Raw genomic sequence first — 21,250 nt, forward strand, 5'->3', positions numbered from 1 at the left:
CGATCTCCTCCAGCGCGCACAGGGGCCAGTTCCCGCGCCAGGCTGCCGTGCGCCACGGACACCGGGTCCGGTGCACGGGCCGGGTCCGGCTCGCGCGGGGTGCCCTCGGCCGGTCCGCGGGCGTCGGCGAGCATCCGGCCGAACGCCGCGTCGATCCGGCCGTGCAGGACGTCGGGCACGGCCGGTACGGCGTACAAGCCGTCGGACACGGCGTAAGGGGCGAGCCAGGGCGTCCAGGACGGGCGGGCCTGGCAGTGCGTCCACCAGAACCGCCAGCGCTCGGCGCCGGGCGCGACGGTGTAGCGGTGGGAGGTGCCCGGGGCGAGCACCACCAGTTGCCCGGCGCCTGCCCGGGCCCTGGCAGCGCCCTGACGGAGCAGTCCGCAGCCGCCCAGGGTGAAGGTGAACAGCCAGCTGTCCGAGCCCCTGGGCCGGTTCACGCCGTAGCCCGGCGGCTGGTCGTAGCGGCCGGTCACCACCAGTCCGGGCGGCGGGGACGGGTCAGCGGCGGCAGCCGTCACGGGCAGGTCGTCAGCACGCACAGGCATCCTTCCGTCGGGCGCGCAGGCCTAGCGTGGCAGGTGAGTGACCACCGGATCCCAGGTGAGCAACCGCTGGATCCCAGAAGCGCGGGAGCGGACACATGACAGTCATGGACAACGGCGCCATTCTGCCCGGGGCGCTCCGGCAGCGGTTCGAGGAGGACGGCTTCATCGTCGTACGGGGGCTGTTCGGCCGGGCCGAGACCGAGCGGCTGTGCGCCGTTTTCGACGCGCTGCACGCGGCCGGTCCGGTGCCGGGCCACTTCGCGCCCCGCCCGGCCGATCCCGACCCGCTGCGCCGGTATCCCCGGGTGATGCAGCCGCATGAATTCAGCTCCGTGGCACGGGAGTTCCTGCTGGACGCCAGGCTGCGGGCGGTGCTGGAGGTGCTGTTCGGCGAGGAGGTGCTGGCCGCGCAGAGCATGTTCTACTTCAAGCCGCCGGGGGCGCGCGGGCAGGCGCTGCACCAGGACAACTTCTATCTGCGGGTCGAGCCGGGCACGTGTGTGGCGGCGTGGCTGGCCTGCGAGCCGATCGACCGGGACAACGGCGGTCTCGAGGTGGTCCCGGGCACCCATCGGATGGACCTGTTCTGCCCCGAACTCGCCGAAGAAGAGCTGTCGTTCGCCCGCGAATACGTTCCGCCGCCGGCCGGGCTGACCCCGGCTCCGGTGGATCTGGCCCCGGGTGACGTGCTGTTCTTCAACGGCAGCCTGGTGCACGGCTCCGGGCCCAACCGCTCGGCCGACCGGTTCCGGCGCTCGTTCATCGGGCACTACGTGGGCCGTTCGGCCGAGCGGATCGGGGCGTACTACCGGACGTTGACCATGTCCGGCGAGCGGGTGCCGCTGCCCGAGAGCGAGGGCGCCGGTCCGTGCGGCACGGAGTTCACACCGCACGGACCTCATTGAGCGGGCCCCGCCTCGTGCCCCCTACCGGGCGCCACCGTGGCCGCTGATCGCGTGCGGGGTGTAGGGCTGCTCCAGTTCCTCGATCTCCTGGTCGCTCAGTTCCAGTTCCACCGCGGCCGCCGCGTCCTCGATGTGGTGCTGCTTGGCGGCGCCGACGATCGGGGCCGCCACCGTGTCCTGGTGCAGCAGCCAGGCGAGGGCCACCTGGGCACGGGGTACCCCCCGGTCGTTCGCGACGCGGGTGACGGCCTCGGCGATCGAGCGGTCGCTCTCCAGGTACAGGCGGCTGCCGAAGTTGTCGTTGGCACTGCGCTCGGTGACCGTGCCCCAGTCGCGGGTGAGCCGGCCCCGGGCGAGCGGGCTCCACGGCAGCACGCCGACGCCCTGGTCCGCGCAGAGCGGCAGCATCTCCCGCTCCTCCTCGCGGTAGAGCAGGTTGTAGTGGTTCTGCATGGACACGAACTTCGTCCAGCCGTGCCGCTCCGCCGTGTACTGCAGCTTGGAGAACTCCCACGCGTACATCGAACTCGCCCCGATGTAACGGACCTTGCCCGCCTTGACCAGGTCGTGCAGCGCCTCCATGGTCTCCTCGACGGGGGTCGAGTGGTCGTAGCGGTGGATCTGGTAGAGGTCGACGTAGTCGGTACCGAGGCGGCGCAGGCTGTGGTCGATCTCGGTCATGATGGCCTTGCGGGACAGCCCGGCCCCGTTGGGCCCCGGCCGCATCCGGCCGTTCACCTTGGTGGCCAGCACGATCTCGTCACGGTCCGCGAAGTCACGCAGGGCCTTGCCGACGATCTCCTCGCTGGTGCCGTCGGAGTAGATGTTGGCGGTGTCGAAGAAGTTGATGCCCGCGTCCAGCGCCTGCTGGATGAGCGGACGAGACGCCTCCTCGTCGAGGGTCCACTCGTGGACGCCGCGGTCCGGCAGGCCGTAGGTCATGCAGCCCAGACAGATCCGCGACACGTCCAGGCCCGTCGAACCGAGCTTCACGTACTGCATCGTTGCTGCTCCTGCCTTCGGGACGATGGTCACCGAGGAGCCTACGACGTGGCCCGGCGGCGACTTGACGACCGGACAGTACGGGCGATTTGATCGTGGCACGTGCCGCGCCGCCGGGCGTGCGCAGGATGGAGCGGACGTGCCCCCCACGGGTGTTTCCCGCGCCGCTGGCGCCCGAAGGACCGCGGGCGCCCTGGCGGCGGCCCTGGTCGTCGTCCTTTCGGCGCTGGCCGGCTGCGACTCAGGCGGCTCCGGCCCGGCCGGCGACACCGGCGACTCCGGTGGCAAGCAGGGGCGCGACTCGTCGAAGCCCGCCGCGGTGCGGCTGCCCCCGCGGGGCGCCGGGTTCGACTACCAGATCGGCGGCGCCTATCCCCCGCCGAAGGGCGTCCGGATCGTCAGCCGCGACCGCTCCGACTCCCCCGCGCCCGGCCTGTACAACATCTGCTACGTCAACGCCTTCCAGGCGCAGCCCGAGGAGCGCTCCTCCTGGCCGGCCGGCCTGCTGCTGCGCGACGCGCACGGCCGGGCCGTCATCGACGAGGACTGGAACGAGGCACTGCTCGACATCGGCACCCCGGCCAAGCGGGAGCGGGTCGCGCAGCGCGTGAACCAGTGGATCGACGGCTGCGCGCGAAAGGGCTTCGACGCCGTCGAGCCGGACAACTACGACAGCTACACCCGCTCCCACCATCTCCTCACCGCGGCCGACGCGACCGCGTTCATGACCCTGCTGTCCCGGCACGCGCACGCCCGGCACCTGGCCGTCGCGCAGAAGAACACCGCGGAGCTGGCCGGTGCACGCAAGCGAGCCGGGCTGGACTTCGCGGTGACCGAGGAGTGCGGGCAGTACGACGAATGCGGGGTGTACGCGAAGGCCTTCGACGACCGGGTCGTGGACATCGAGTACACCGACACCGGTCTGCGCTCGGCGCTCGCCCGCTGGGGCGACCGGCTGAGCATCGTCCGCCGGGACCGGAACGTGTCCACGCCCGGGAGCAAGGGGTATGTCCGCGAGGTGAGGTGACGCGCGGTCGGAAGACCGGATGCGGGTACTGCCGTCGGGGCGTTGTATTGCTGCCCTCAGGTGACCCGTCCGGCGTGGGAGCCGGGCGATCGTCATACTGTCTGCTCATCCTCGGCGGAGACGACCGGCATCCGGCCGGTCTCGGCCGCCCCCGGAGGAAACGCGGTGCCGACTCGTCCCAACACCCTGAGAACCCTGGCCGGAGCGGCACTGCTGCCTCTGGCCCTCGCCACCCCCGCCTGTGGACAATCCGCCGCCGCACCGGCGCCGGAGACCCCGGCCACGGTGTGCTCGCTCGCCGGCACACTGCACGGTACGCACGGTGAGCAGGCCGATGTGAGCCTGTGCGCGGACACCGGATCCCCCAGATTCAACATCACGGCCCCGGCCACCTGCCGGATCGGCCGTACCCGGGTGCGCTACGCCTGCCGCACCGACGGCACCTGGAAGGCCAGCCGGTCCGGCAAGTCGCTGGGCACCGGAATGCTGCCCGGCTCGGGCCTGTACCCGGGTCCGGGCACCTATGACCTCAGCGCGACCGTCCACGTCTGGTCGACGCCCGCCGGTGTCGACCTCAAGGGCACGGTGCAGACCACCGTGTCGCTGACCGCGCCCAAGGCGAAGGTCACACATGCCGTCACCGTCGACCAGAGCGTGCTGCACCGCAACGCCACGACCACCGTGACCTACACGATCCGGCGGGACAGCGACGACGGCGACGGCAACGCGCGCCTGGGCATGATCGGCGAGGCGGGCACCGACCTGCAGATCACCACGGCCGACAAACGCTGTGTCAACCCGCTGGTGGGCCGCTACCCGTCGAAGACCCGGCTGGCGCACTCCCTGGACTGCACGGTGACCGAACTGCAGCCCGGCCACCCGGAGACGCTCAAGATCCAGTACACCGTCGGGGCGAAGTGCTCCACGGTGGTGTCGAAGCTCGGCTACTGGGTGCCGAAGGGGCAGGACATGTTCACCGGGAACATGCTGGCGGGGCCGACGCTGACCTGCCGCTAGAGCAGGTCCAGCGCCCGCTCCCAGGCGAACTCCGGCCGTCCGCCGTCCGGTCGGGCTTCACCGGTGTGAGCGGCGCCGAAGCGGACGCCCATCCCGCGCAGCCGTGCCAGGCTGTCCTGGTAGGCGGGGTGGGCGGCCAGCGCGTCGGCGACACAGGGCAGGACGGCGATCGGTAGGCCCGTGCCCGCGGCCTCGCACAGGGTGCCGAGGGCGAGGGTGTCGGCGATGCCGGCCGCCCACTTGTTGACGGTGTTGAAGGTGGCGGGCGCCACCACGACGGCGTCCGGCGGCGGGAAGGGGCGAGGGTCGGCCGGTGTGCGCCAGGCCGACCGGACGGGGCGGCCCGTCTGTCCCTCCACGGCCGCGACGTCGAAGAAGCCGCCCATGGCGACCGGTGTCGCGATGACGCCGACCTGCCAGTCCCGTTCCTGAGCGGCGCTGATCAGCTTGCTGACGCCCGCGGCGATCCCGGCCGCGCACACGACGACGTAGAGGAAGGGCTGCTCGGCCTGTTCGGTCATCCGGGCACCCTACTGAAGCGGGAAGGACACTCCTCGCTCGGCCTCGGGCCGGGGTCCGTGGATGCGGCGCTGCTCCTCCTCGATGGGTACGTCGTGGATGCCGGCCTCGCGCCGCGTCATGAGGCCGTGCTCGTCGAACTCCCACAGTTCGTTCCCGTAGGAGCGCCACCACTGGCCGGCCGAGTCCCGGGACTCGTACTGGAAGCGGACGGCGATGCGGTTGCCGTCGAAGGCCCACAGGTCCTTGCGCAGCGCGTACTCCAGCTCGCGCTGCCACTTGGCGGTGAGGAACGCGACGATCTCGGCACGGCCGGTGACGAAGGTGTCGCGGTTGCGCCAGACCGAGTCCTCGGAGTAGGCGAGCGCCACCTTGTGCGGGTCGCGGGTGTTCCAGGCGTCCTCGGCGGCCTGGACCTTCTGAACGGCGGTCTCGCGGGTGAACGGCGGCAGGGGCGGGCGGTCGGTCATGGTTTCCTCCTGGGCTCGCACGGCAGTGGAGAACGAGCGTTCTCCGAATGGCTGCTACGGTAGGAGAACGCTCGTTCTCTCGTCAAGGAGCGTCACGGACCGCATCGAGGAGTGATGGTGTCGCCGATGGACAGCGCGGCCGCCCGGGACAGGGCGCTGGACGCCGCCGAGGAGCTGTTCTACGCCCGCGGTGTGCAGTCCGTGGGCATGGACGAACTGCGCGGCGCCTCAGGTGTCTCGCTCAAGCGCCTCTACCAGCTCTTCCCCGCCAAAGAACAGCTCGTCGCGGCCTATCTGGCGCGGCGGGACCAGCGCTGGCGCGAGCGCCTCGCCGCGCACGTGGCCCGGCAGCAGGATGTGCGGGAGCGGATCCCGGCCGTGTTCGACTGGCTGGAGGAGTGGTTCGGCGAGCCCGGTTTCCGCGGCTGCGCCTGGATCAACGCCCACGGCGAGCTGGGCGCCACGTCGGACCTGGTGGCCGAGCAGGTGCGCGCCCACAAGGAGGCGTTCCACGACTATCTCGCCTCGCTGGTGGCCGACGCCGGGCTGCCCGCCGGGCTCACCGGCCCCCTGTTCCTGCTCGCCGAGGGGGCCATGGTGACGGCGGGCATCACCGGGACCACCCGGCCGGCGGCCGAGGCCCGCGAGGCCGCGCGGACCCTGATGACGGCGGCCGGCCGGGGTTAGGGCCGGTCCGGGTGGATCCTGCCGCACAGGCGGGGGCCGACGCGCCGTGTCGGCGTCCCCCGCCTTGCAGCTGGACATACCAGCCCCGCTCACCTGGGCTGATAGGGCGCCGCCGTTTTCCTGCGACCTGATCCGCCGGACAGGCCCTGGCAAAGCCCTGTCCAGGGCCGCTCTTTCGGACCTTGCCCGGGCCGCGGGCCGGAGGGCGCCGCGGCGCGGAGTGCCCCTGGTCCGAGAGCGAGGCCCTGGCTCAGCCGGCCGGCTCCGACAGACTGATCGCGCTCACCGGGCAGGCGCGGACCGCCTCCCGGACCATCGGGTCGCCGGCGCCGTCCTCGCGTCCCGGCAGCAGGGTGCTGAAGCCGTCGTCGTCCTGGGTGAAGACGCCCGGCGCGGCCAGCGCGCACTGGCCCGCGCCGATACAGACGTCCTTGTCGATGTCGATGTGCATGAGCAGAGCCTCTTACCAGGTCACGGGGAGTTCCAGCATCCCCTGGATCGTGTCGCCGCGCTTGAAGCGGACCTCGTCGGCCGGGACCGCCAGCCGCAGTCCCGGCAGCCGGGCCAGCAGGGTGCCGAGGGCGATCTCCAGCTCCGCGCGGGCCAGGTTCTGCCCGAGGCACTGGTGGATCCCGAAGCCGAACGCCACGTGGTGGCGGGCCGAGCGATGGAAGTCCAGGGTGTCGGGGTCCTCGTACCGGGCCGGATCGCGGTTGATCACCGAAGTCGAGAAGAGCACGCCCTCACCGGCGCGGATCGTGGTGCCGTCGACATCGATGTCCTCCAGCGCCACCCGCTGCAGCCCCTCCGCGATGGACAGCATCCGCATCAGCTCCTCGACGGCCTCGGGCAGCAGCGCCGGGTCGGCGCGCAGCTCGGCCAGCCGGCCCGGGTGCTGGAGCAGGGTGTACGTGCCGAGGGAGATCATGTTGGCGGTCGTCTCATGGCCCGCGACCAGCAGGATGACGGCCAGCGACACGAGTTCGGCGCGGTCCGGGCCGCCGTCGCGCAGCCGGCCGTGAACGAGTTCGTCGAGGATGCCGTCGCCGGGTTCGGTCTGCCGCGCCTTGTCGTCGATCAGCTCTCCGAGGTAGCGCTCAAGGTGGTCACGGGCCTCCATGGCGTCGGCCGCCGTGGGGCCGCGCAGCAGCCGACGGGACTGCTCCTCGAAGAACTCGTGGTCGGCGTACGGCACTCCGAGCAGGCCGCAGATCACCATCGACGGCACGGGCAGCGCGAAGGCGGAGACCAGCTCGGCGGGCGGCCCCTGAGCGATCATCGCGTCCAGCAACCCGTCCACGGTCCGCTGGATCCACGGCCGCAGCTCGGTGGCGCGTTTGACGGTGAACGACGGGATCATCATCCGCCGTTGCCGGTTGTGTTCGGGATCGTCCACCCCGATCAGGGCCACCCGGCGGTCGCGGATGCCGGCGAAGCGCTCGGTGGGCACAGGAAAGCCGGGATGGGTGCGGTTGCTGGACAGGCGGGGGTCGGAGAGCAGGGCGCGGGCGGCGGCGTGTGCGGTGACGGCCCAGACCTCGCGGCCGTCGAACAGGGTGATGCGGGACAGGGGGCGCTCGTCGCGCAGCGGCTGGTATCCGGTGGGCGGGTGGTAGGGGCAGGTGCGGTCCTGCGGGAAGGCGACGGGGCCGGCTTGGGCGGCCGGGCCGGTGATGTCCGTCAGTTCCGTCATGGAAAGACCTCGCAGACGAAAGAAGTGCGTCGTGCCGATCTTCATTAGATGCCTTAGGCACCTATGGGTCGACGCCAAGTTCGGCCACTTCGGGGAACCGGGTGATCTGACCGAAGAAGAGGGGTCGGAGGGACGGATTCCGGCCGGCCTGCGGCACGCGTCCACCGATCACGGTACCCGGCTCGCGCCGGACGGCGCGAGAGTACGGGTCACTGTGCCGCGGGCACGACGGTGGCTCGACCGCCCCGGAGGCCATCACCCCACCGGCCCAACCGGTCCGCGGTATGGATGATTCGCCGAGCGGCCGGTGTTGAAGGCCGGGCCGGTGTTGAATGCCGGTGGCGGAAAGCTGTTGGACCGACGAAGGGGACGGATCTCATGCCTCTTGAGGGCGAGTACGAGCCCAGCCCGACGCAGTGGGTGCGCGAGCAGGTCGAGCTGTACGAGAGCTCCGGCGGGACGAAGGGCACGACACTCATGGACACCGGGCTGCCGGTCGTCGTGCTGACCACGCGGGGCGCGAAGAGCGGGAAGATCCGCAAGACGCCGTTGATGCGGGTGGAGCACGACGGGACGTACGCGGTGGTCGCCTCCCAGGGCGGCGCGCCCAAGCACCCGGTGTGGTACTTCAACATCACCTCCGATCCGCATGTCGAACTCCAGGACGGGCCGGTCAAGCAGGACATGAGGGCCCGTGAGATCACCGGCGAGGAGAAGGCCCGCTGGTGGGAGCGGGCCGTCGCCGCGTATCCGCCGTACGCCGACTACCAGAAGAAGACCTCGCGGGAGATCCCGATCTTCGTGCTGGAGCCTTTTGCCGGGAGCTGATTCGGGCCGGGCACCGGCGGGATTCAGAAAAATCCACGCCGGGCAGGTGTGAACCCGTTCCGGGACGGGCACGCGTGCCACAGGCCCCGCCGCGTTCCCCCGTCGCGGCGGGGCCCTTCGCCGTCACGAACGGGGTCGGTCTCCGGCGGCTGGGAAATGCTCGCCGAACCGCCGGCCGCGCAGCCGAATCCGGTCGGCGAGCACCCTCGTTCTCGCCGCCCGTGTCCGCTGTGGCCGCACCCCTACGGAACGCTCACCCACTCTCCGTCGCGCATCAGCTCTCGGCCCTTCAGTTCGTTCTCCTCGCGCCAGGCCTGAACGCGTTGCGGGAGGATTCTGAAGTAGAGGTAGCGGGTGGCGAGTCGGCGGGGGTCGAAGCCGGTGTGGCCGGCGAAGACCTCGGCATCCTCCTCGGGGAGGTCCTCCGGGGTCACCACCTGGACGCTGCCCTCGATCAGGACGACGTCCCGGGTCGGGCCGAGGCCGAGGCGGACCCGGCCGGTGGCCACGAGGTTGCGGCCGGTGGGGCTCTCGGCCGGGGTGGCGATCAGCAGGGTGGCGCCGTCCCACACGAAGGACAGCGGCACGAGATAGGGGGCGCCGCCGTCTGGGCCCGCGGTGGCGACCCAGAGGTCGACGTCGTGCTCCAGCCGGTGCAGGGTGTCCTTCGTGCGCTCCGCGGTGGTGCGGGCGGGCGGTGGGGTCATGGCGTACGGCCTCCTCGGGATACGGATTCCGTCCAGTGTGGCCGTCAGTCCACGGTCCCCGCACGAATATGATCAAGGCGTGTCCGGGCGGCCGCCAGGAGCAGTTCGAGGGCGGCCGGGTAGGAGCTGGAGCGCATGGTGGCGACGAGGTGGGGAGCGGTGGCCGCGATGTGCGGATGGGTGTCGGCGGGCAGCCGGCCGTAGGTGCTCCGCCACACCTCCGCCTCGGCCTCGCGCGCCGGCTTCGGCAGGGCGGTGCCCGCGGAGTCCAGGGCGCCGAAGGCGAGGGACTGGTCGACGAACGCGTGATAGATCCGCACCGCTTCCGGGTCCGGGAACCCGGCCCGGCGCAGCACACCGAGAATGCTCTCCACGGCCTGGATCTCATGGGCGCGCCCGGTGACACGGTGGGCGCTGAGCATCGCCGCCCGGGGCTGCGCGAGGGCGCCGGCATGCATGCGCAGGCCGAGTTCGCGCAGGTCGGCCACCCAGTCGCCGGTCGGCCGCCAGGCCTTGAGGGTACGGCCGATCAGCTCGTCGGCGATGGCCAGCATCAGGTCGTCGGTGTGCCGGAAGTACCGGTACAGGGAGCTGGGGTCGGCGCCGAGGGCCCGGCCGAGGCGGCGCACGGAGAGCGCGTCGGCGCCGTGCTCCTCGATCAGCCGCAGCGCGGTGGCGACGATCAGCTCCTCGGACAGCACAACGCCCTGTTTGGTGGGGCGGCGGCGCTGCCGGGCGGCGGGCTGGACGACACGGTCGGGCATGGGACCTCCCTCGTTCGTGCCGGGCACCTTATGACAACATTGTTGACCTGTTAAGTACCCCGGCAGTTACATGTCCGGTCACCGGGGCCGACCGGGCCCCCGCGGTGCGAGCGGAGAGCCGGCATGAGCGACAGCCCCTTCGGAGCGGATCCCCCCGCGCGGCCCGAGCTGCGCCAGTCCCTGAGCCTGGTGGACGGCGTCGCCGTCGCCGCCTCCAGTACGGCCGCCACGACCAGCATCGGCATCGGACTCGGGGTGACCGCGGGGGTGGTCGGCCCGCATCTGCCGGCCATCATGCTGCTGGCGTTCCTTCCCGTCCTCGGTATCGCCGGGGCCTTCTCGCGGCTGAACCGGGTGGAGCCGAACGCGGGCAACGGCTATGTGTGGGTGGGCCGTTCGCTCAGCCCGTGGCTCGGCTTCATGGTCGGCTGGGTGAACTTCGTGGCGAGCGTGGCGTTCCTCGCGTACACCACAGCGGTCACCGGGTCGGCGCTGCTGCAGCTGGCCGGGGAGGCGGGCCTGCACCGGATCGGCTCGCTGGGCCTCGATCCGGGCTCGACCGCGCAGACGACGGCGGTGGGGATCGTCGTCCTGATCGCCGTCACGCTGACCGCCGTGACCGGTGTCCGCACGGCGGCCCGGCTGCAGACCGGGCTGCTGGTCTTCGAGTACGTCGTGCTGCTCGGATTCTGCGGCTACGGCATCGTCACGGGCCCGCACTCCTTCAGCCTGTCCTGGTTCGACCCGTTCGCGATCCCCTCGGCGACCGCGGTGGCGCAGGGGCTGCTGCTGTCGGTGTTCTGTTACTGGGGGTTCGAGGCCGCGTTCACCGTCAACGAGGAGGTGCGCGACCCACGGGACGCCTCCCGGGCCGGGATCATCACGCTGGTGACGATGCTCGGGCTGTTCCTGCTCGGCTCGGTCGCCTTCCAACGGGTGCTGTCCCCGAGGGAGCTGGCCGGTCACGGAGCGCAGGGGCTCGCGTATTACGGGGACCGGCTGGCATCCCAGCCGCTGGCCGCGCTGCCGCTGGTCGCCCTGATGTTCTCGGCGGTGGCCTCGCTGCAGGCCGGCGTCATCCCGACGGCCCGCGGGATGTTCGCGATGAGCCGGGACCGTACCCTCGGGCCGGTGTGGTCCAAGGTCAGCGCCCGGTACGGGACTCCGGCGGCCGGGACGCTGCTGATCGGGGCGCTGGCCGTCGTGGTGGCGGCGGGTGCGCTGGTGATCCCGCGCCTGGCCGACATGATCAACGCGATCGTGAACGCGGTCGGCATCGTCGTCGCCCTGTCCTACGCGCTCACCGGGCTGGCGGCCGCCCTACGCTTCCGCGCCCTGCTGCGGGAGGACTGGCGGCAGGGCGTGCGGGCGGTGCTGCTGCCCACGCTCAGCGCACTGGCTCTGCTGGGCCTCGGCGGCTACCTCGGCTGGTCTTTCTACGACTCCGCCGACCACCTCGAACTCCGCGCGGACAACGGCTGGTTCCTGCTGCTCATGCCGGTCGCGATGATCGCCTCCGGTTTCGCGGTCGCCGCCTGGGCCAAGTGGGTGCGCAGATCGCCGTACTTCCGCACCGGCGCGGGCACCGACGCCGACTCCCCCGAGCTGCTCATCACCGCCAACTGACCCACCAGGAAAGGCATCATGCACGCTGATCTGCTGTTCACCGACGGCCCCGTCCTCACCTCCGGGGGACCCGAGGGCCGTACCGCGACCGCCGTCGCCGTCACCGGCGGCCGTATCACCGCCGTCGGCGGCGACGAGCTGCGCGACCTGGCCGGTCCGGGCACCGAGGTGGTCGATCTCGCCGGGCGGCTGCTGCTGCCAGGCTTCCAGGACGCGCACGTCCATCCGGTGCCGGCGGGGCTGGAGTTGGCCCAGTGCGATCTGTCCGGTACGCCGACGGCCGAGGAGAGCGTGGCCGCCGTACGGGCGTACGCCGACGCCCATCCGGAGCGGGAGTGGATCCTGGGCGGCGGCTGGTCGATGGAGGCGTTCGCGGGCGGGACGCCGACGAAGGAGCTGCTGGACGCGGTCGTACCGGACCGGCCGGTGTATCTGCCGAACCGGGACCATCACGGCGCCTGGGTCAACAGCCGGGCGCTGCGGCTGGCGGGCATCGACCGGGACACGCCCGATCCGGCCGACGGGCGGATCGAGCGGGACGCCTCCGGCGAGCCCAGCGGCACGCTTCAGGAGGGTGCGATGCAGCTGGTCGGCCGGCTCACCCCGCCCGCCACGCCGGCCGACCGGCTGGCCGCGCTGCTGCACGCCCAGCGGCATCTGCACGCGCTCGGCATCACCGCCTGGCAGGACGCGCTGGTCGGCGACTTCCTCGGCATGGACGACCCCGCCGAGGCGTATCTCGCGGCGGTGCGGGACGGTTCGCTGACCGCGCGGGTGGTGGGCGCGCTGTGGTGGGACCGGGGCCGCGGAGCCGAGCAGATCCCCGAACTCGTGGAGAAGCGGGCGGCGTTGAGCCAGGGACGGTTCCGGGCGGGCACCGTGAAGCTGATGCTGGACGGGGTCGCCGAGAACGGCACGGCGGCGCTGCTCGACCCCTATCTGGACCGGTGCGGGTGCGCGACCGCCAACCGCGGCAAGAGCTTCATCGATCCGGCTCAACTTCCCAAGTACGTCACCGAGTTGGACGCGCTCGGTTTCCAGTGCCACTTTCACGCGCTGGGCGACCGGGCCGTACGCGATGCGCTGGACGCGGTCGAGGCGGCCCGTGCCGCGAACGGGCCGGGCGACACCCGGCCGCATCTCGCACATCTGCAGGTCGTGCACCCGGACGACGTGCCCCGGTTCGCGCGGCTCGGCGCGACCGCGAACATCCAGCCGCTGTGGGCCGCGCACGAGCCGCAGATGGACGAGCTGACGATCCCCTTCCTCGGGCCCGAACGGGCCGCCTGGCAGTACCCGTTCGGCGCGCTGCTGCGCTCGGGGGCGCGGCTCGCCGCAGGCAGTGACTGGCCGGTGAGCAGTCCCGATCCGCTCCAGGGCGTCCATGTCGCGGTCAACCGGATCGAGCCGGGCGGCACCGGACCGGTGTTCCTGCCCGAGGAGCGGCTCGGCCTCGCGGACGCGCTGACGGCGTACACGGCCGGATCGGCGTACGTGAACCATCTGGACGACACCGGCCGGGTGGCCGTCGGGGCGCTCGCCGATCTGGTGGTGCTGGACCGCGATCCGTTCGCCGGACCGCCGGAGGAGATCGCGGAGACGGGCGTGGCGCTCACCTACGTGGACGGGGAGCGGGTGTACGACGCCGGGTGACCTAGGGGGTTTTGTCTGGATCAGCCCGGGTCCGCGACGCCCGGCACGGCACCTCGCCGCGTTGTCGGACCACCCGAGTACGCCCAGTACGCGGGTGCTCCTCCGCCTTGCGATGCACCGCACCGGACGCCGCGGCCTGATCCGGCCTGATCCAGACGAAACCCCCTAGCGGGTCTGCTGGAAGGTCCGCCGGTACGCCTGCGGGGACACCCCGATCGCCGCGTGCAGGTGCTGGCGCAGCGAGGCACCGGTGGCGAAGCCGACCTCGGCGGCGATCCGGTCCACCGGCAGGTCGCTGGACTCCAGCAGATGCCGGGCGCGGGCGACGCGCTGCTGGATCAGCCAGCGGCCGGGACTGAGGCCGACCTCGTCGCCGAAGCGGCGGGCGAACGTGCGCAGGCTCATCCGGGCGTGGCCGGCGAGATCGGTGAGGGTGAGCGGCTCCTGGAGGCGCTCCAGGGCCCAGGCACGGGTCGCCGCCGTGCTCGCCGCGCCGCTTTCGGGGACCGGCTGTTCGATGTACTGAGCCTGGCCGCCGTCCCGGAACGGCGGGACGACACAGCGGCGGGCGACGGCGTTGGCCAGCTCGCTGCCATGGTCGGTGCGGACGATGTGCAGGCAGATGTCGACGCCGGAGGCGGCCCCGGCCGAGGTGAGCATGCGGCCGTCGGCGACGAACAGGACGTCCGGGTCGAGGTCGACCCGCGGGAAGCGGCGGCGGAATGCATCGGCCACCTGCCAGTGTGTGGTCGCCCGGCGGCCGTCGAGCAGGCCGGCCTCGGCGAGCACGAACGCGGCCGTGCAGATCGAGACGATCCGCGCGTCCGGGCGGATCCGGGCGAGGGCCGCGGTGACCTCGTCCGGCAGCTCCGTGGGGATGTATGCGGGCGGCATCGAGGTGACCACGACCGTGTCGGCCGTGTCGAGGATCTCGGGGCCGTGTGCGACACCGATTGTGAAGTCGGCGTTGGTGCGCACCGGGCGGCCGTCGACCGTGCAGGTCAGGACCTCGTAGTGGCCGTCGGCGGCGCCGAGGATCCGGCTGGGGATGCCCAGCTCGAAGGGATAGACGCCGTCCAGGGCCAGGACGGCCACCCGCTCGGGGCGCCGGGTGCGTAGCTGGACATCTGCCATGGCACGATCCTATCGAAGCTTGGCATTCCTGCCATTTCCCGGGCGGGCGGCGCCCGGCAGGCTGGGTGACCATGAACAGTGTGAACACGATGCGAGCCATCAGCCAGGACGTACTCGGCGGTCCCGGGGTCCTGAGGGAAGTGCGGGTGGAGCGGCCGGAACCGGGCCCGAACCAGGTGCTGGTGCGGGTGCGGGCCGCCGGGGTCAACCCCACCGACTGGAAGCACCGGGCCACCGGCGGCTTCCTCGGCCGGCCGCCGTTCGTCCTCGGCTGGGACGTCTCCGGGGAGGTCGTGGAGACGGGGATCGGCGTGGCCGCCTTCACGCCCGGCGACGAGGTCTTCGGCATGCTGCCCTACCCCTACGGCCATGGCTCGCACGCCGAGTATGTGATCGCGCCGGTCCGTGCCCTCACGCACAAGCCGGCCTCGATCGACCACACCCAGGCGGGCGCGCTGCCGCTGGTGTCCCTGACCGCCTGGCAGGCGCTGACCGAGCACGCGGACCTGAAGCCCGGGCAGCGGGTGCTGATCCATGCGGCGGCCGGCGGCGTCGGGCACGTGGCCGTGCAGATCGCCAAGGCGCGCGGCGCGTATGTGATCGGTACGGCGAGCGCGGGCAAGCATGACTTCCTGCGGGAGATCGGCGTGGACGAGCCGGTCGACTACCGGACGACCGAGGTCACGGAGGCGGTGCGGGACGTCGACGTGGTCCTGGACACGCTCGGCGGGGACACCTCGGTGGCGTCGCTGAAGGTGCTGCGGCCGGGCGGTGTCGTGGTGTCGATCCTGCCCGGGGGCTCGCGGGAGTTCTACGACGAGGCCGAACGGCTCGGTGTACGGGCCGTGCGCATGCTGGTGGACGCCGACCGGGCCGGGATGGAGGCGATCGCGGAGCTGGCCGGGTCCGGGAAACTGAAGGCGACGATCGCCGGGACGTTCCCGCTGGCGGACGCGGCGAAGGCGCACGAAGTGGGCGACACCGGACGGACGACCGGGAAGCTGGTCCTTCTGGTCGACTGACCGGTCAACTCGGCACGATTACCGGGCGGCAAGCGCCAAACTCGCAGACATATGTCAACCGAACATGCTCAAATTCCTTCCATCGAGGGTAACTTGACGATCGGGAGACCGACGTCCGGGCGCGGGTGGGAGGTGATGCCGTCGTGCGAGACGAGCCTGCACCGCTCCCCCGTCACCTCCGTGTGTACGAGCATCGGGCGCACACGGTCCTGGAGTTGCGGGGCGAGATCGACCTGCTGTCGGCGACGGAGATCGGCCCGTCGCTGGACCGGATCACCGGCCGGCCCGGCGCCCGGGTCGTGATCGATCTGCGTCCGGTGGAGTTCTTCGACTGCTCGGGGCTGCGGCTGCTGTACCGGGCCCGCACCCGGGTGCTGGGCGGCGGCGGGCAGTTGCACCTGGTGTGCACACACCCGCTGACGCTGCGCGTGTTCCGGGTCACCGGGCTGTCCCGGCTGCTGCCCCCGCATCCCACGCTGGACGCGGCCCTGGCCCGGTCCGGGGCCGCGTCCGGCTCGCTGTGAGCACGGTGATGCGGAAGTGGAACTGGGTGCGGTGGTTCTCGAAGAACGGGGTGTGCCGACCGCCCTCGCCTTCGCCTTCGCCTTCGGACAGGATGTACGCGCGCGCCTCGAACTCCGTGTGCGGGGTGACCGTTCCGGGTGCCCTCGTCGAGGAGTCCGAGCACCGAGGCGGCCCAGCGCGGGTAGCTCTCCAGTGCCTTGAGCGCAGAGACCGGTACGACGGGGATGGCGTCGCCGGGGACCTCGTACTCGGTGAGCAGTTCGCGCACCTCCAGCTCGACCGGTGGCGAAGGCGAAGTTCGAGCGGACCAACTCGTCGTCGCCCCGAACAAGACCGACATGGTGGACGACGGGGAGATCCTGGAACGCTCTACGACTGCTCGAACAGGGCGCTCACGGATTCACCGTTGTGAATGCGCCGTACCGCCTCCGCGAGCGCCGGGGCGATGGAGAGCACCCGCAGCTTGCCGGTGGGCTCCCCGTCCACGGGCACCGGCACGGTGTTGGTGCAGACGATCTCCAGCACGTCCGGCTGCTCGCTCAGCCGCTTCAGCGCACCGGCGGCGAAGAGTCCGTGCGTGCACGCCACCCGGATCGACCGGACACCGGACTCGCGCAGCCGGGCGAGGAGTTCGAGCACGGTGCTGCCCTTGGCGATCTCGTCGTCCAGCACGATGACGTCCTGGCCGGTGACGTCGCCGATCACAGAGCTGATGCTCACCCGGTCGTCCGCGAACCGCTGTTTGGCGCCGGCCGCCACCCGGGTGCCGATGAGCCGGGCGAAGGCGGCGGCCTCCTTGGCGTTGCCGAGGTCCGGCGAGACGACCGTGGTGTGCGCCAGGTCGTACCGGCGGAAGTGCCCGGCGAGTTCGCGCAGCGCGTTCAGATGGTCGACCGGCACCGAGAAGAAGCCGTGCACCTGCGGGGAGTGCAGGGTCATGGCGAGTACCCGGCTCGCACCCGCCGCCACGAGCAGGTCGGCGACCAGCCGACCGCCGATGGAGATGCGCGGGCCGTCCTTCTTGTCGGAGCGGGCGTAGGAGTAGTGCGGTATGACGACGGTGATCCGGGCGGCGGAGGCGCCCCGGGCGGCGTCGCACATCAGCAGCAGCTCCACCAGGTGCTCCTGCACCGGCCGGACCAGCGGCTGGATCAGGAAGACGTCCCGTTCCCGGCAGTTGGCCTGCAGCTGCACCCCCAGGCAGTCGTTGGCGAACCGGCTGATCCGGGTGGGGCTGAGAGGCACCCCGAGGTGGGCGCAGACCTCGCGGGCCAGGTCGGGGTGGGCGCTGCCGCTGAAGACGGCGATGTCTCGCACGATCCGCTCCTCGCCTGTTCGGCACGGGCTGGGCCGTCATGCTATCGGCGGCCCGCCGTGCACCGGGGCACCGGCGACCCGTTATCTGACTAGCCGTCAGCAACAGGTTCGTACCAGAGTATTGACGCCCGCTTTTCTCACTCCTTAAATCAAGAGGCATCCCCCACACCCCCCACGCCGAACGGAGAGCCATGGCCTCCCCACGCCTGCTCCGCCGATGCATCCTCGCCACCCTGTCCGCCGCGCTGGTCGGCTCCGCCGCCGTCGGTCCGGCGCGCGCCCAGACCGCCGATTCGGTGGCGACGGCCGTCAGCACCTTCTCGGACACCTTCGACGGGCCCGCGGGCTCGGCGGTCGACTCCTCGAAGTGGACGCTGGAGACCGGGGACAACGTCAACAACCACGAGCGGGAGTACTACACCTCCGGGACGGACAACGCGGCCCTGGACGGCCAGGGCCACCTGGTGATCACGGCCCGCAAGGAGAACCCGGCCGGCTACCAGTGCTGGTACGGAAGCTGCCAGTACACCTCCGCCCGGCTGAACACGGCCGGCAAGTTCAACGCCCAGTACGGGCATGTCGAGGCGCGGATGAAGATACCGCGCGGGCAGGGCATGTGGCCGGCGTTCTGGATGCTCGGCACGCCCGTGAACTGGCCGGACTCGGGTGAGATCGACGTGATGGAGAACGTCGGCTTCGAACCCTCGACCGTGCACGGCACCATCCACGGCCCCGGATACTCGGGCTCCGGCGGCATAGGCGCGGCCTACTCGCTGCCGAACGGCCAGGCCTTCGCGGACGACTTCCACACCTTCGCCGTCGACTGGGCACCCGGCTCCATCACCTGGTCCGTGGACGGGAACGTCTACGAGCGGCGCACGCCGGCCGACCTCGGCGGGAAGACATGGGTGTTCGACAACAAGCCGTTCTTCCTGATCCTGAACCTGGCCGTCGGCGGCTACTGGCCCGGCGACCCGGACAACAGCACCCAGTTCCCGCAGCAACTGGTGGTGGACTCGGTGTCGGTGACGACGGGCAACAGCGCGGTCGGGTAGCCGCTCAGCGCAGCGTCCAGGTGTACTTGTCCCCGCCGACCCAGCGGACCGTGTCGGGGTCGTCCGCGTCGTGGATGGTGATGCCGTACGAGGCGGCGGTCTCCAGTACGTCGGTGATGTTCCTGGCCTCGCCGATCACCTGACCGTCGATCTCCATGATCCGGAACGGCGGCTCGCCCGGTTTGCCCTGGCACACTCCGAGCACGAGGACCCTCGGATGGGCGATGTGGGGAACTCCTTGTTCGGTCATGCAATAGAGCCTAGAACCGTGCCGTTCCCCGCGCCCCTTTCGGGCAGCTGATCCACCCTGAGTGCATGGACCCCGTCGCCGCCCTGGAGCGGATCGCCTTCCTGCTGGAGCGGTCGCTCGCGCCCTCCTACCGGGTGAAAGCCTTCCGTACGGCCGCCCGGACGCTGGCCGCCCTGCCGGAGGGCGAGGTCGCCGAGCGGGCGGCGGCCGGGACGCTGGAGGCGCTCAGGGGGGTCGGGCCGAAGACCGCGCAGGTGGTGCGGGAGGCGCTGGCCGGGCAGCTGCCCGGCTATCTGCGCGCACTGGAGGAGGAGAGCGGGGCGGCGCCCGCCGAGGGCCTCGGGGCCGGGTTGCGGGCGCTGGTCCGCGGCGACTGTCACACCCATTCGGACTGGTCCGACGGGGGCAGTCCGATCGAGGAGATGGGGCGGGCGGCGGCCGCGCTCGGCCATGAGTGGACCGCCCTCACCGACCACTCCCCGCGGCTGACCGTGGCCCGTGGCCTGTCGGCGCAGCGGCTGCGCGAGCAGCTGGCCGTGGTGGCGGAGCTGAACGCGCGGTGGGCACCGTTCCGGCTGCTCACCGGCATCGAGTGCGACATCCTCGAGGACGGCTCGCTGGACCAGGAGCCGGAGCTGCTGCGGCGGCTGGACGTGGTCGTGGTGTCCGTGCACTCCAAGCTGCGGATGGACGCCCGCTCGATGACCCGCCGGATGGTGGCCGCCGTACGCGATCCGCATGCCGACGTGCTGGGGCACTGCACCGGGCGCCTGGTCACGGGCCGGGGGCGGCCGGAGTCGGAGTTCGACGCGGACGCGGTGTTCGCCGCCTGCGCCGAGTCCGGTACGGCCGTGGAGATCAACAGCCGCCCCGAGCGGCTGGACCCGCCCCGCCGGCTGCTGCGCGGGGCCGTGGCGGCGGGGGTGCTGTTCGCCGTGGACACCGACGCTCACGCGCCCGGCCAGCTGGACTGGCAGATCCTCGGCTGTGCCCGGGCCGAGGAGTGCGGGGTGCCCGCCGAGCGGGTGGTGACCACCTGGTCCGCCGACGAGCTGCTGGCCTGGACCCATGAGGGGCGGGTGCCGGCGCGCGCGGCGAGCTCCTGACGCGGCTGGGCGGGCCGGGTGATCGCCACTCTCTCTTTGCCGCGTACAGGGTCTAGGCGTCCGCCTTCGCCGCGGTGAGTGCGGTGCTCCGGGCGGCTCCGGTGTCGATGAACTCGCGCAGATCAGCCGTGAGCCGTTCCGCGTGCGTGACGAACAGGCCGTGGCCGCCGCGCTCGTACACCTTCAGGGTGCTGTCCGGGACGAGCCGGGCCACGCGTTCCGCGGTGCGGTCCAGGGGTGCGGAGGTATCGTCGGTGCCGTGCACGACGAGCACCGGCACGTTCACCCCGGGCAGCTCGTCGGCGATGTCGAGGGCGGCGACCACGCCCCGGATGCCCATCGCGGCGCGCGGGCCGGTGATCAGGCAGCGGTCGATCAGATGGCGGACGTACTCCGGGGACACCTCGTTGCCGGGCAGGTGGGCGGCGAAGAAGGCGTCGACCCCGGCGAGGAACCAGGCCGCCCGGTCGCGCCGGAACACCTCGTCGTCGGCCCGCAGCACCGCCGGGTCCACCCCGTCCGGGGTACCGGGTGAGCGGACCACGCCCGGGCTGACACCGGCGACGACGGCGACACCGGCCACCCGGCCGTTGCCGTGCCGGGTCACACAGCGCAGCGCCTCCGCCGTGCCGATGGAGTGTCCGATCAGGGTGGCGCCGCGCAGGTCGAGGTGGTCGAGCAGACCGTGCAGATCGTCGGCGAGGGTGTCGAGGCCGAAGCCCGGCCAGGGGGCGTCGGAACGCCCGTGGCCCCGCCGGTCCAGGGCGACACAGCGGTAGCCGGCCTCCGCGAGCGGCAGCGTCTGGTACTCCCACATCTCGTGGCCGATATAGGCGCTGGCGGCGAAGACGGCGACGGGACCGTCCGCGGGGCCGTGGTCGATGTAGTGCAGGCGGGTGCCGTCGACGGGGCTGTCGTAGTACGGCATGGGGTGCCTCCTCGGCTGTCCGGGCCAGGGGCGACGCTGCTCGGTCGCGCTGACGTCCTCGATGCTCCCCGGATCCCGCGCAGGGGTCGATTACCTGCCATGTAATGGCCGGGTGCGCGGGAGGCGCCGTGCCGGTGAGGGTCCGCTCAGCGTGATGCCCGCTGCCGGAGCGCAGCCCGCCAGGCGGGCAGACGGTCCTCGGCGACCGGCTCGGGGCGGCGGCCGCCGCTGGCGAAGAAGTCGGCCAGCGGCAGGATCGCGGCGCCGACGGTGACCGCGTCCGGGCCGAGCCGGCCGAGGTCGATGGTCACCCTGTCGGCCGGATGGCGCAGCGCGTACGTCGTCGCGTGGCGGCGTACGGCGGGCAGGAAGCGGGTGCCGAGCTGGAGTCCGGCCCAGCCGCCGATCAGGATCCGCTCGGGCTGGAAGAGGTTGATCAGGTCGGACAGGCCGGCGCCGAGGTACTC

General features: G+C 71.8%; 23 protein-coding genes and 2 pseudogenes. 11 read left to right on the plus strand and 14 right to left on the minus strand.

The genetic code is table 11. The features are described from left to right. Positions 1-542 (minus strand): AraC family ligand binding domain-containing protein (locus M878_RS54375; RefSeq protein WP_023544893.1); only part of this gene is annotated, 542 nt, incomplete at its 3' end. A 101-nt stretch (positions 543-643) separates the two neighbouring features. On the opposite strand from M878_RS54375, the gene M878_RS54380 reads away from it, so the two are divergent. Continuing rightward, a complete protein-coding gene (locus tag M878_RS54380) occupies positions 644-1,453 on the plus strand; it encodes a phytanoyl-CoA dioxygenase family protein (RefSeq protein ID WP_023544894.1) in 810 nt (269 codons plus the stop codon). 21 nt (positions 1,454-1,474) lie between these two features. Here M878_RS54380 and M878_RS54385 read toward each other — a convergent pair whose 3' ends face one another. After that, positions 1,475-2,455 carry an aldo/keto reductase gene (locus M878_RS54385; protein WP_023544895.1) on the minus strand — a complete coding sequence of 327 codons (981 nt, stop codon included), beginning with the start codon at positions 2,453-2,455 and terminating at the stop codon, positions 1,475-1,477. A gap of 139 nt (positions 2,456-2,594) precedes the next feature. Between M878_RS54385 and M878_RS54390 the strand changes: the two genes are divergently transcribed. Together M878_RS54390 and M878_RS54395 are read left to right on the plus strand one after the other, a co-directional pair. Further along, the gene (locus M878_RS54390; RefSeq protein ID WP_023544896.1) at positions 2,595-3,482 is read left to right on the plus strand and encodes an endo alpha-1,4 polygalactosaminidase; all 888 of its coding nucleotides are present in this window, start codon (positions 2,595-2,597) and stop codon (positions 3,480-3,482) included. Positions 3,483-3,647: 165 nt separating this feature from the next. Further along, entirely contained in the window at positions 3,648-4,499 is an 852-nt protein-coding gene (locus M878_RS54395; protein WP_023544897.1) for a hypothetical protein, read from the plus strand. Here M878_RS54395 and M878_RS54400 read toward each other — a convergent pair. Together M878_RS54400 and M878_RS54405 are read right to left on the minus strand one after the other, a co-directional pair. Beyond that, complete coding sequence (locus M878_RS54400; protein ID WP_023544898.1) at positions 4,496-5,020, minus strand: flavoprotein; 525 nt, start codon at positions 5,018-5,020, stop codon at positions 4,496-4,498. The two genes, M878_RS54395 and M878_RS54400, sit on opposite strands and share 4 nt — an antisense overlap. 9 nt (positions 5,021-5,029) lie before the next feature. Further along, positions 5,030-5,488: a nuclear transport factor 2 family protein gene (locus tag M878_RS54405; RefSeq protein WP_023544899.1), complete on the minus strand. Its 459-nt coding sequence runs from the start codon at positions 5,486-5,488 to the stop codon at positions 5,030-5,032. A 126-nt stretch (positions 5,489-5,614) separates the two neighbouring features. On the opposite strand from M878_RS54405, the gene M878_RS54410 reads away from it, so the two are divergent. Beyond that, positions 5,615-6,175 (plus strand): TetR/AcrR family transcriptional regulator, encoded by a 561-nt coding sequence (locus tag M878_RS54410; protein ID WP_031224063.1) that lies wholly within the window; start codon positions 5,615-5,617, stop codon positions 6,173-6,175. Between the two features lie 250 nt (positions 6,176-6,425). Here M878_RS54410 and M878_RS54415 read toward each other — a convergent pair whose 3' ends face one another. Next, the gene (locus M878_RS54415; protein ID WP_023544901.1) at positions 6,426-6,626 is read right to left on the minus strand and encodes a ferredoxin; all 201 of its coding nucleotides are present in this window, start codon (positions 6,624-6,626) and stop codon (positions 6,426-6,428) included. Positions 6,627-6,638: 12 nt separating this feature from the next. Then, positions 6,639-7,868 carry a cytochrome P450 gene (locus tag M878_RS54420; protein ID WP_023544902.1) on the minus strand — a complete coding sequence of 410 codons (1,230 nt, stop codon included), beginning with the start codon at positions 7,866-7,868 and terminating at the stop codon, positions 6,639-6,641. Positions 7,869-8,246: 378 nt separating this feature from the next. On the opposite strand from M878_RS54420, the gene M878_RS54425 reads away from it, so the two are divergent. Next, positions 8,247-8,696 carry a nitroreductase family deazaflavin-dependent oxidoreductase gene (locus tag M878_RS54425; protein WP_023544903.1) on the plus strand — a complete coding sequence of 150 codons (450 nt, stop codon included), beginning with the start codon at positions 8,247-8,249 and terminating at the stop codon, positions 8,694-8,696. Positions 8,697-8,938: 242 nt separating this feature from the next. Here the strand turns inward: M878_RS54425 and M878_RS54430 are convergent, their stop codons facing one another. Together M878_RS54430 and M878_RS54435 are read right to left on the minus strand one after the other, a co-directional pair. Further along, complete coding sequence (locus M878_RS54430) at positions 8,939-9,403, minus strand: pyridoxamine 5'-phosphate oxidase family protein (protein WP_023544904.1); 465 nt, start codon at positions 9,401-9,403, stop codon at positions 8,939-8,941. Between the two features lie 44 nt (positions 9,404-9,447). Continuing rightward, positions 9,448-10,167 (minus strand): TetR/AcrR family transcriptional regulator, encoded by a 720-nt coding sequence (locus tag M878_RS54435; RefSeq protein ID WP_023544905.1) that lies wholly within the window; start codon positions 10,165-10,167, stop codon positions 9,448-9,450. A 123-nt stretch (positions 10,168-10,290) separates the two neighbouring features. On the opposite strand from M878_RS54435, the gene M878_RS54440 reads away from it, so the two are divergent. Both M878_RS54440 and M878_RS54445 read left to right on the plus strand, forming a co-directional pair. Continuing rightward, entirely contained in the window at positions 10,291-11,793 is a 1,503-nt protein-coding gene (locus M878_RS54440) for an APC family permease (RefSeq protein ID WP_023544906.1), read from the plus strand. An 18-nt stretch (positions 11,794-11,811) separates the two neighbouring features. Then, positions 11,812-13,446, plus strand: coding sequence for an amidohydrolase (locus tag M878_RS54445; protein WP_023544907.1), 1,635 nt, complete (start codon positions 11,812-11,814; stop codon positions 13,444-13,446). Between the two features lie 165 nt (positions 13,447-13,611). Here the strand turns inward: M878_RS54445 and M878_RS54450 are convergent, their stop codons facing one another. Next, the gene (locus M878_RS54450) at positions 13,612-14,580 is read right to left on the minus strand and encodes a GlxA family transcriptional regulator (protein WP_023544908.1); all 969 of its coding nucleotides are present in this window, start codon (positions 14,578-14,580) and stop codon (positions 13,612-13,614) included. 71 nt (positions 14,581-14,651) lie between these two features. Between M878_RS54450 and M878_RS54455 the strand changes: the two genes are divergently transcribed. Together M878_RS54455 and M878_RS54460 are read left to right on the plus strand one after the other, a co-directional pair. Then, entirely contained in the window at positions 14,652-15,602 is a 951-nt protein-coding gene (locus tag M878_RS54455; RefSeq protein WP_031224066.1) for an NADP-dependent oxidoreductase, read from the plus strand. 143 nt (positions 15,603-15,745) lie between these two features. Then, on the plus strand, positions 15,746-16,126 hold the full coding sequence (locus M878_RS54460) for an anti-sigma factor antagonist (protein ID WP_031224068.1): 381 nt from the start codon (positions 15,746-15,748) through the stop codon (positions 16,124-16,126). On the opposite strand, the pseudogene M878_RS96060 reads toward M878_RS54460, so the two are convergent. Next, a pseudogene (locus M878_RS96060) lies at positions 16,104-16,407 on the minus strand (EF-Tu C-terminal domain-related protein); the annotation flags it as partial. The gene M878_RS54460 and the pseudogene M878_RS96060 sit on opposite strands and share 23 nt — an antisense overlap. An 89-nt stretch (positions 16,408-16,496) precedes the next feature. Further along, positions 16,497-17,444 (minus strand): ribose-phosphate diphosphokinase, encoded by a 948-nt coding sequence (locus M878_RS54465; RefSeq protein ID WP_023544911.1) that lies wholly within the window; start codon positions 17,442-17,444, stop codon positions 16,497-16,499. Positions 17,445-17,635: 191 nt separating this feature from the next. Between M878_RS54465 and M878_RS54470 the strand changes: the two are divergent. Next, positions 17,636-18,496, plus strand: a pseudogene (locus M878_RS54470) (glycoside hydrolase family 16 protein); the annotation flags it as partial. A 7-nt stretch (positions 18,497-18,503) separates the two neighbouring features. Here M878_RS54470 and M878_RS96065 read toward each other — a convergent pair. After that, positions 18,504-18,749, minus strand: coding sequence for a hypothetical protein (locus tag M878_RS96065; protein ID WP_031224070.1), 246 nt, complete (start codon positions 18,747-18,749; stop codon positions 18,504-18,506). A gap of 65 nt (positions 18,750-18,814) precedes the next feature. Between M878_RS96065 and M878_RS54480 the strand changes: the two genes are divergently transcribed. After that, positions 18,815-19,855: a PHP domain-containing protein gene (locus M878_RS54480; protein ID WP_023544914.1), complete on the plus strand. Its 1,041-nt coding sequence runs from the start codon at positions 18,815-18,817 to the stop codon at positions 19,853-19,855. Positions 19,856-19,907: 52 nt separating this feature from the next. Here the strand turns inward: M878_RS54480 and M878_RS54485 are convergent, their stop codons facing one another. Together M878_RS54485 and M878_RS46985 are read right to left on the minus strand one after the other, a co-directional pair. Beyond that, positions 19,908-20,783, minus strand: coding sequence for an alpha/beta fold hydrolase (locus tag M878_RS54485; protein WP_023544915.1), 876 nt, complete (start codon positions 20,781-20,783; stop codon positions 19,908-19,910). A 146-nt stretch (positions 20,784-20,929) separates the two neighbouring features. Beyond that, on the minus strand, positions 20,930-21,250 hold a 321-nt coding region (locus tag M878_RS46985), incomplete at its 5' end, for an ROK family protein (RefSeq protein ID WP_031224073.1).

The sequence above is a fragment of the Streptomyces roseochromogenus subsp. oscitans DS 12.976 genome (assembly GCF_000497445.1).
Taxonomy (GTDB): Bacteria; Actinomycetota; Actinomycetes; order Streptomycetales; family Streptomycetaceae; genus Streptomyces; species Streptomyces oscitans.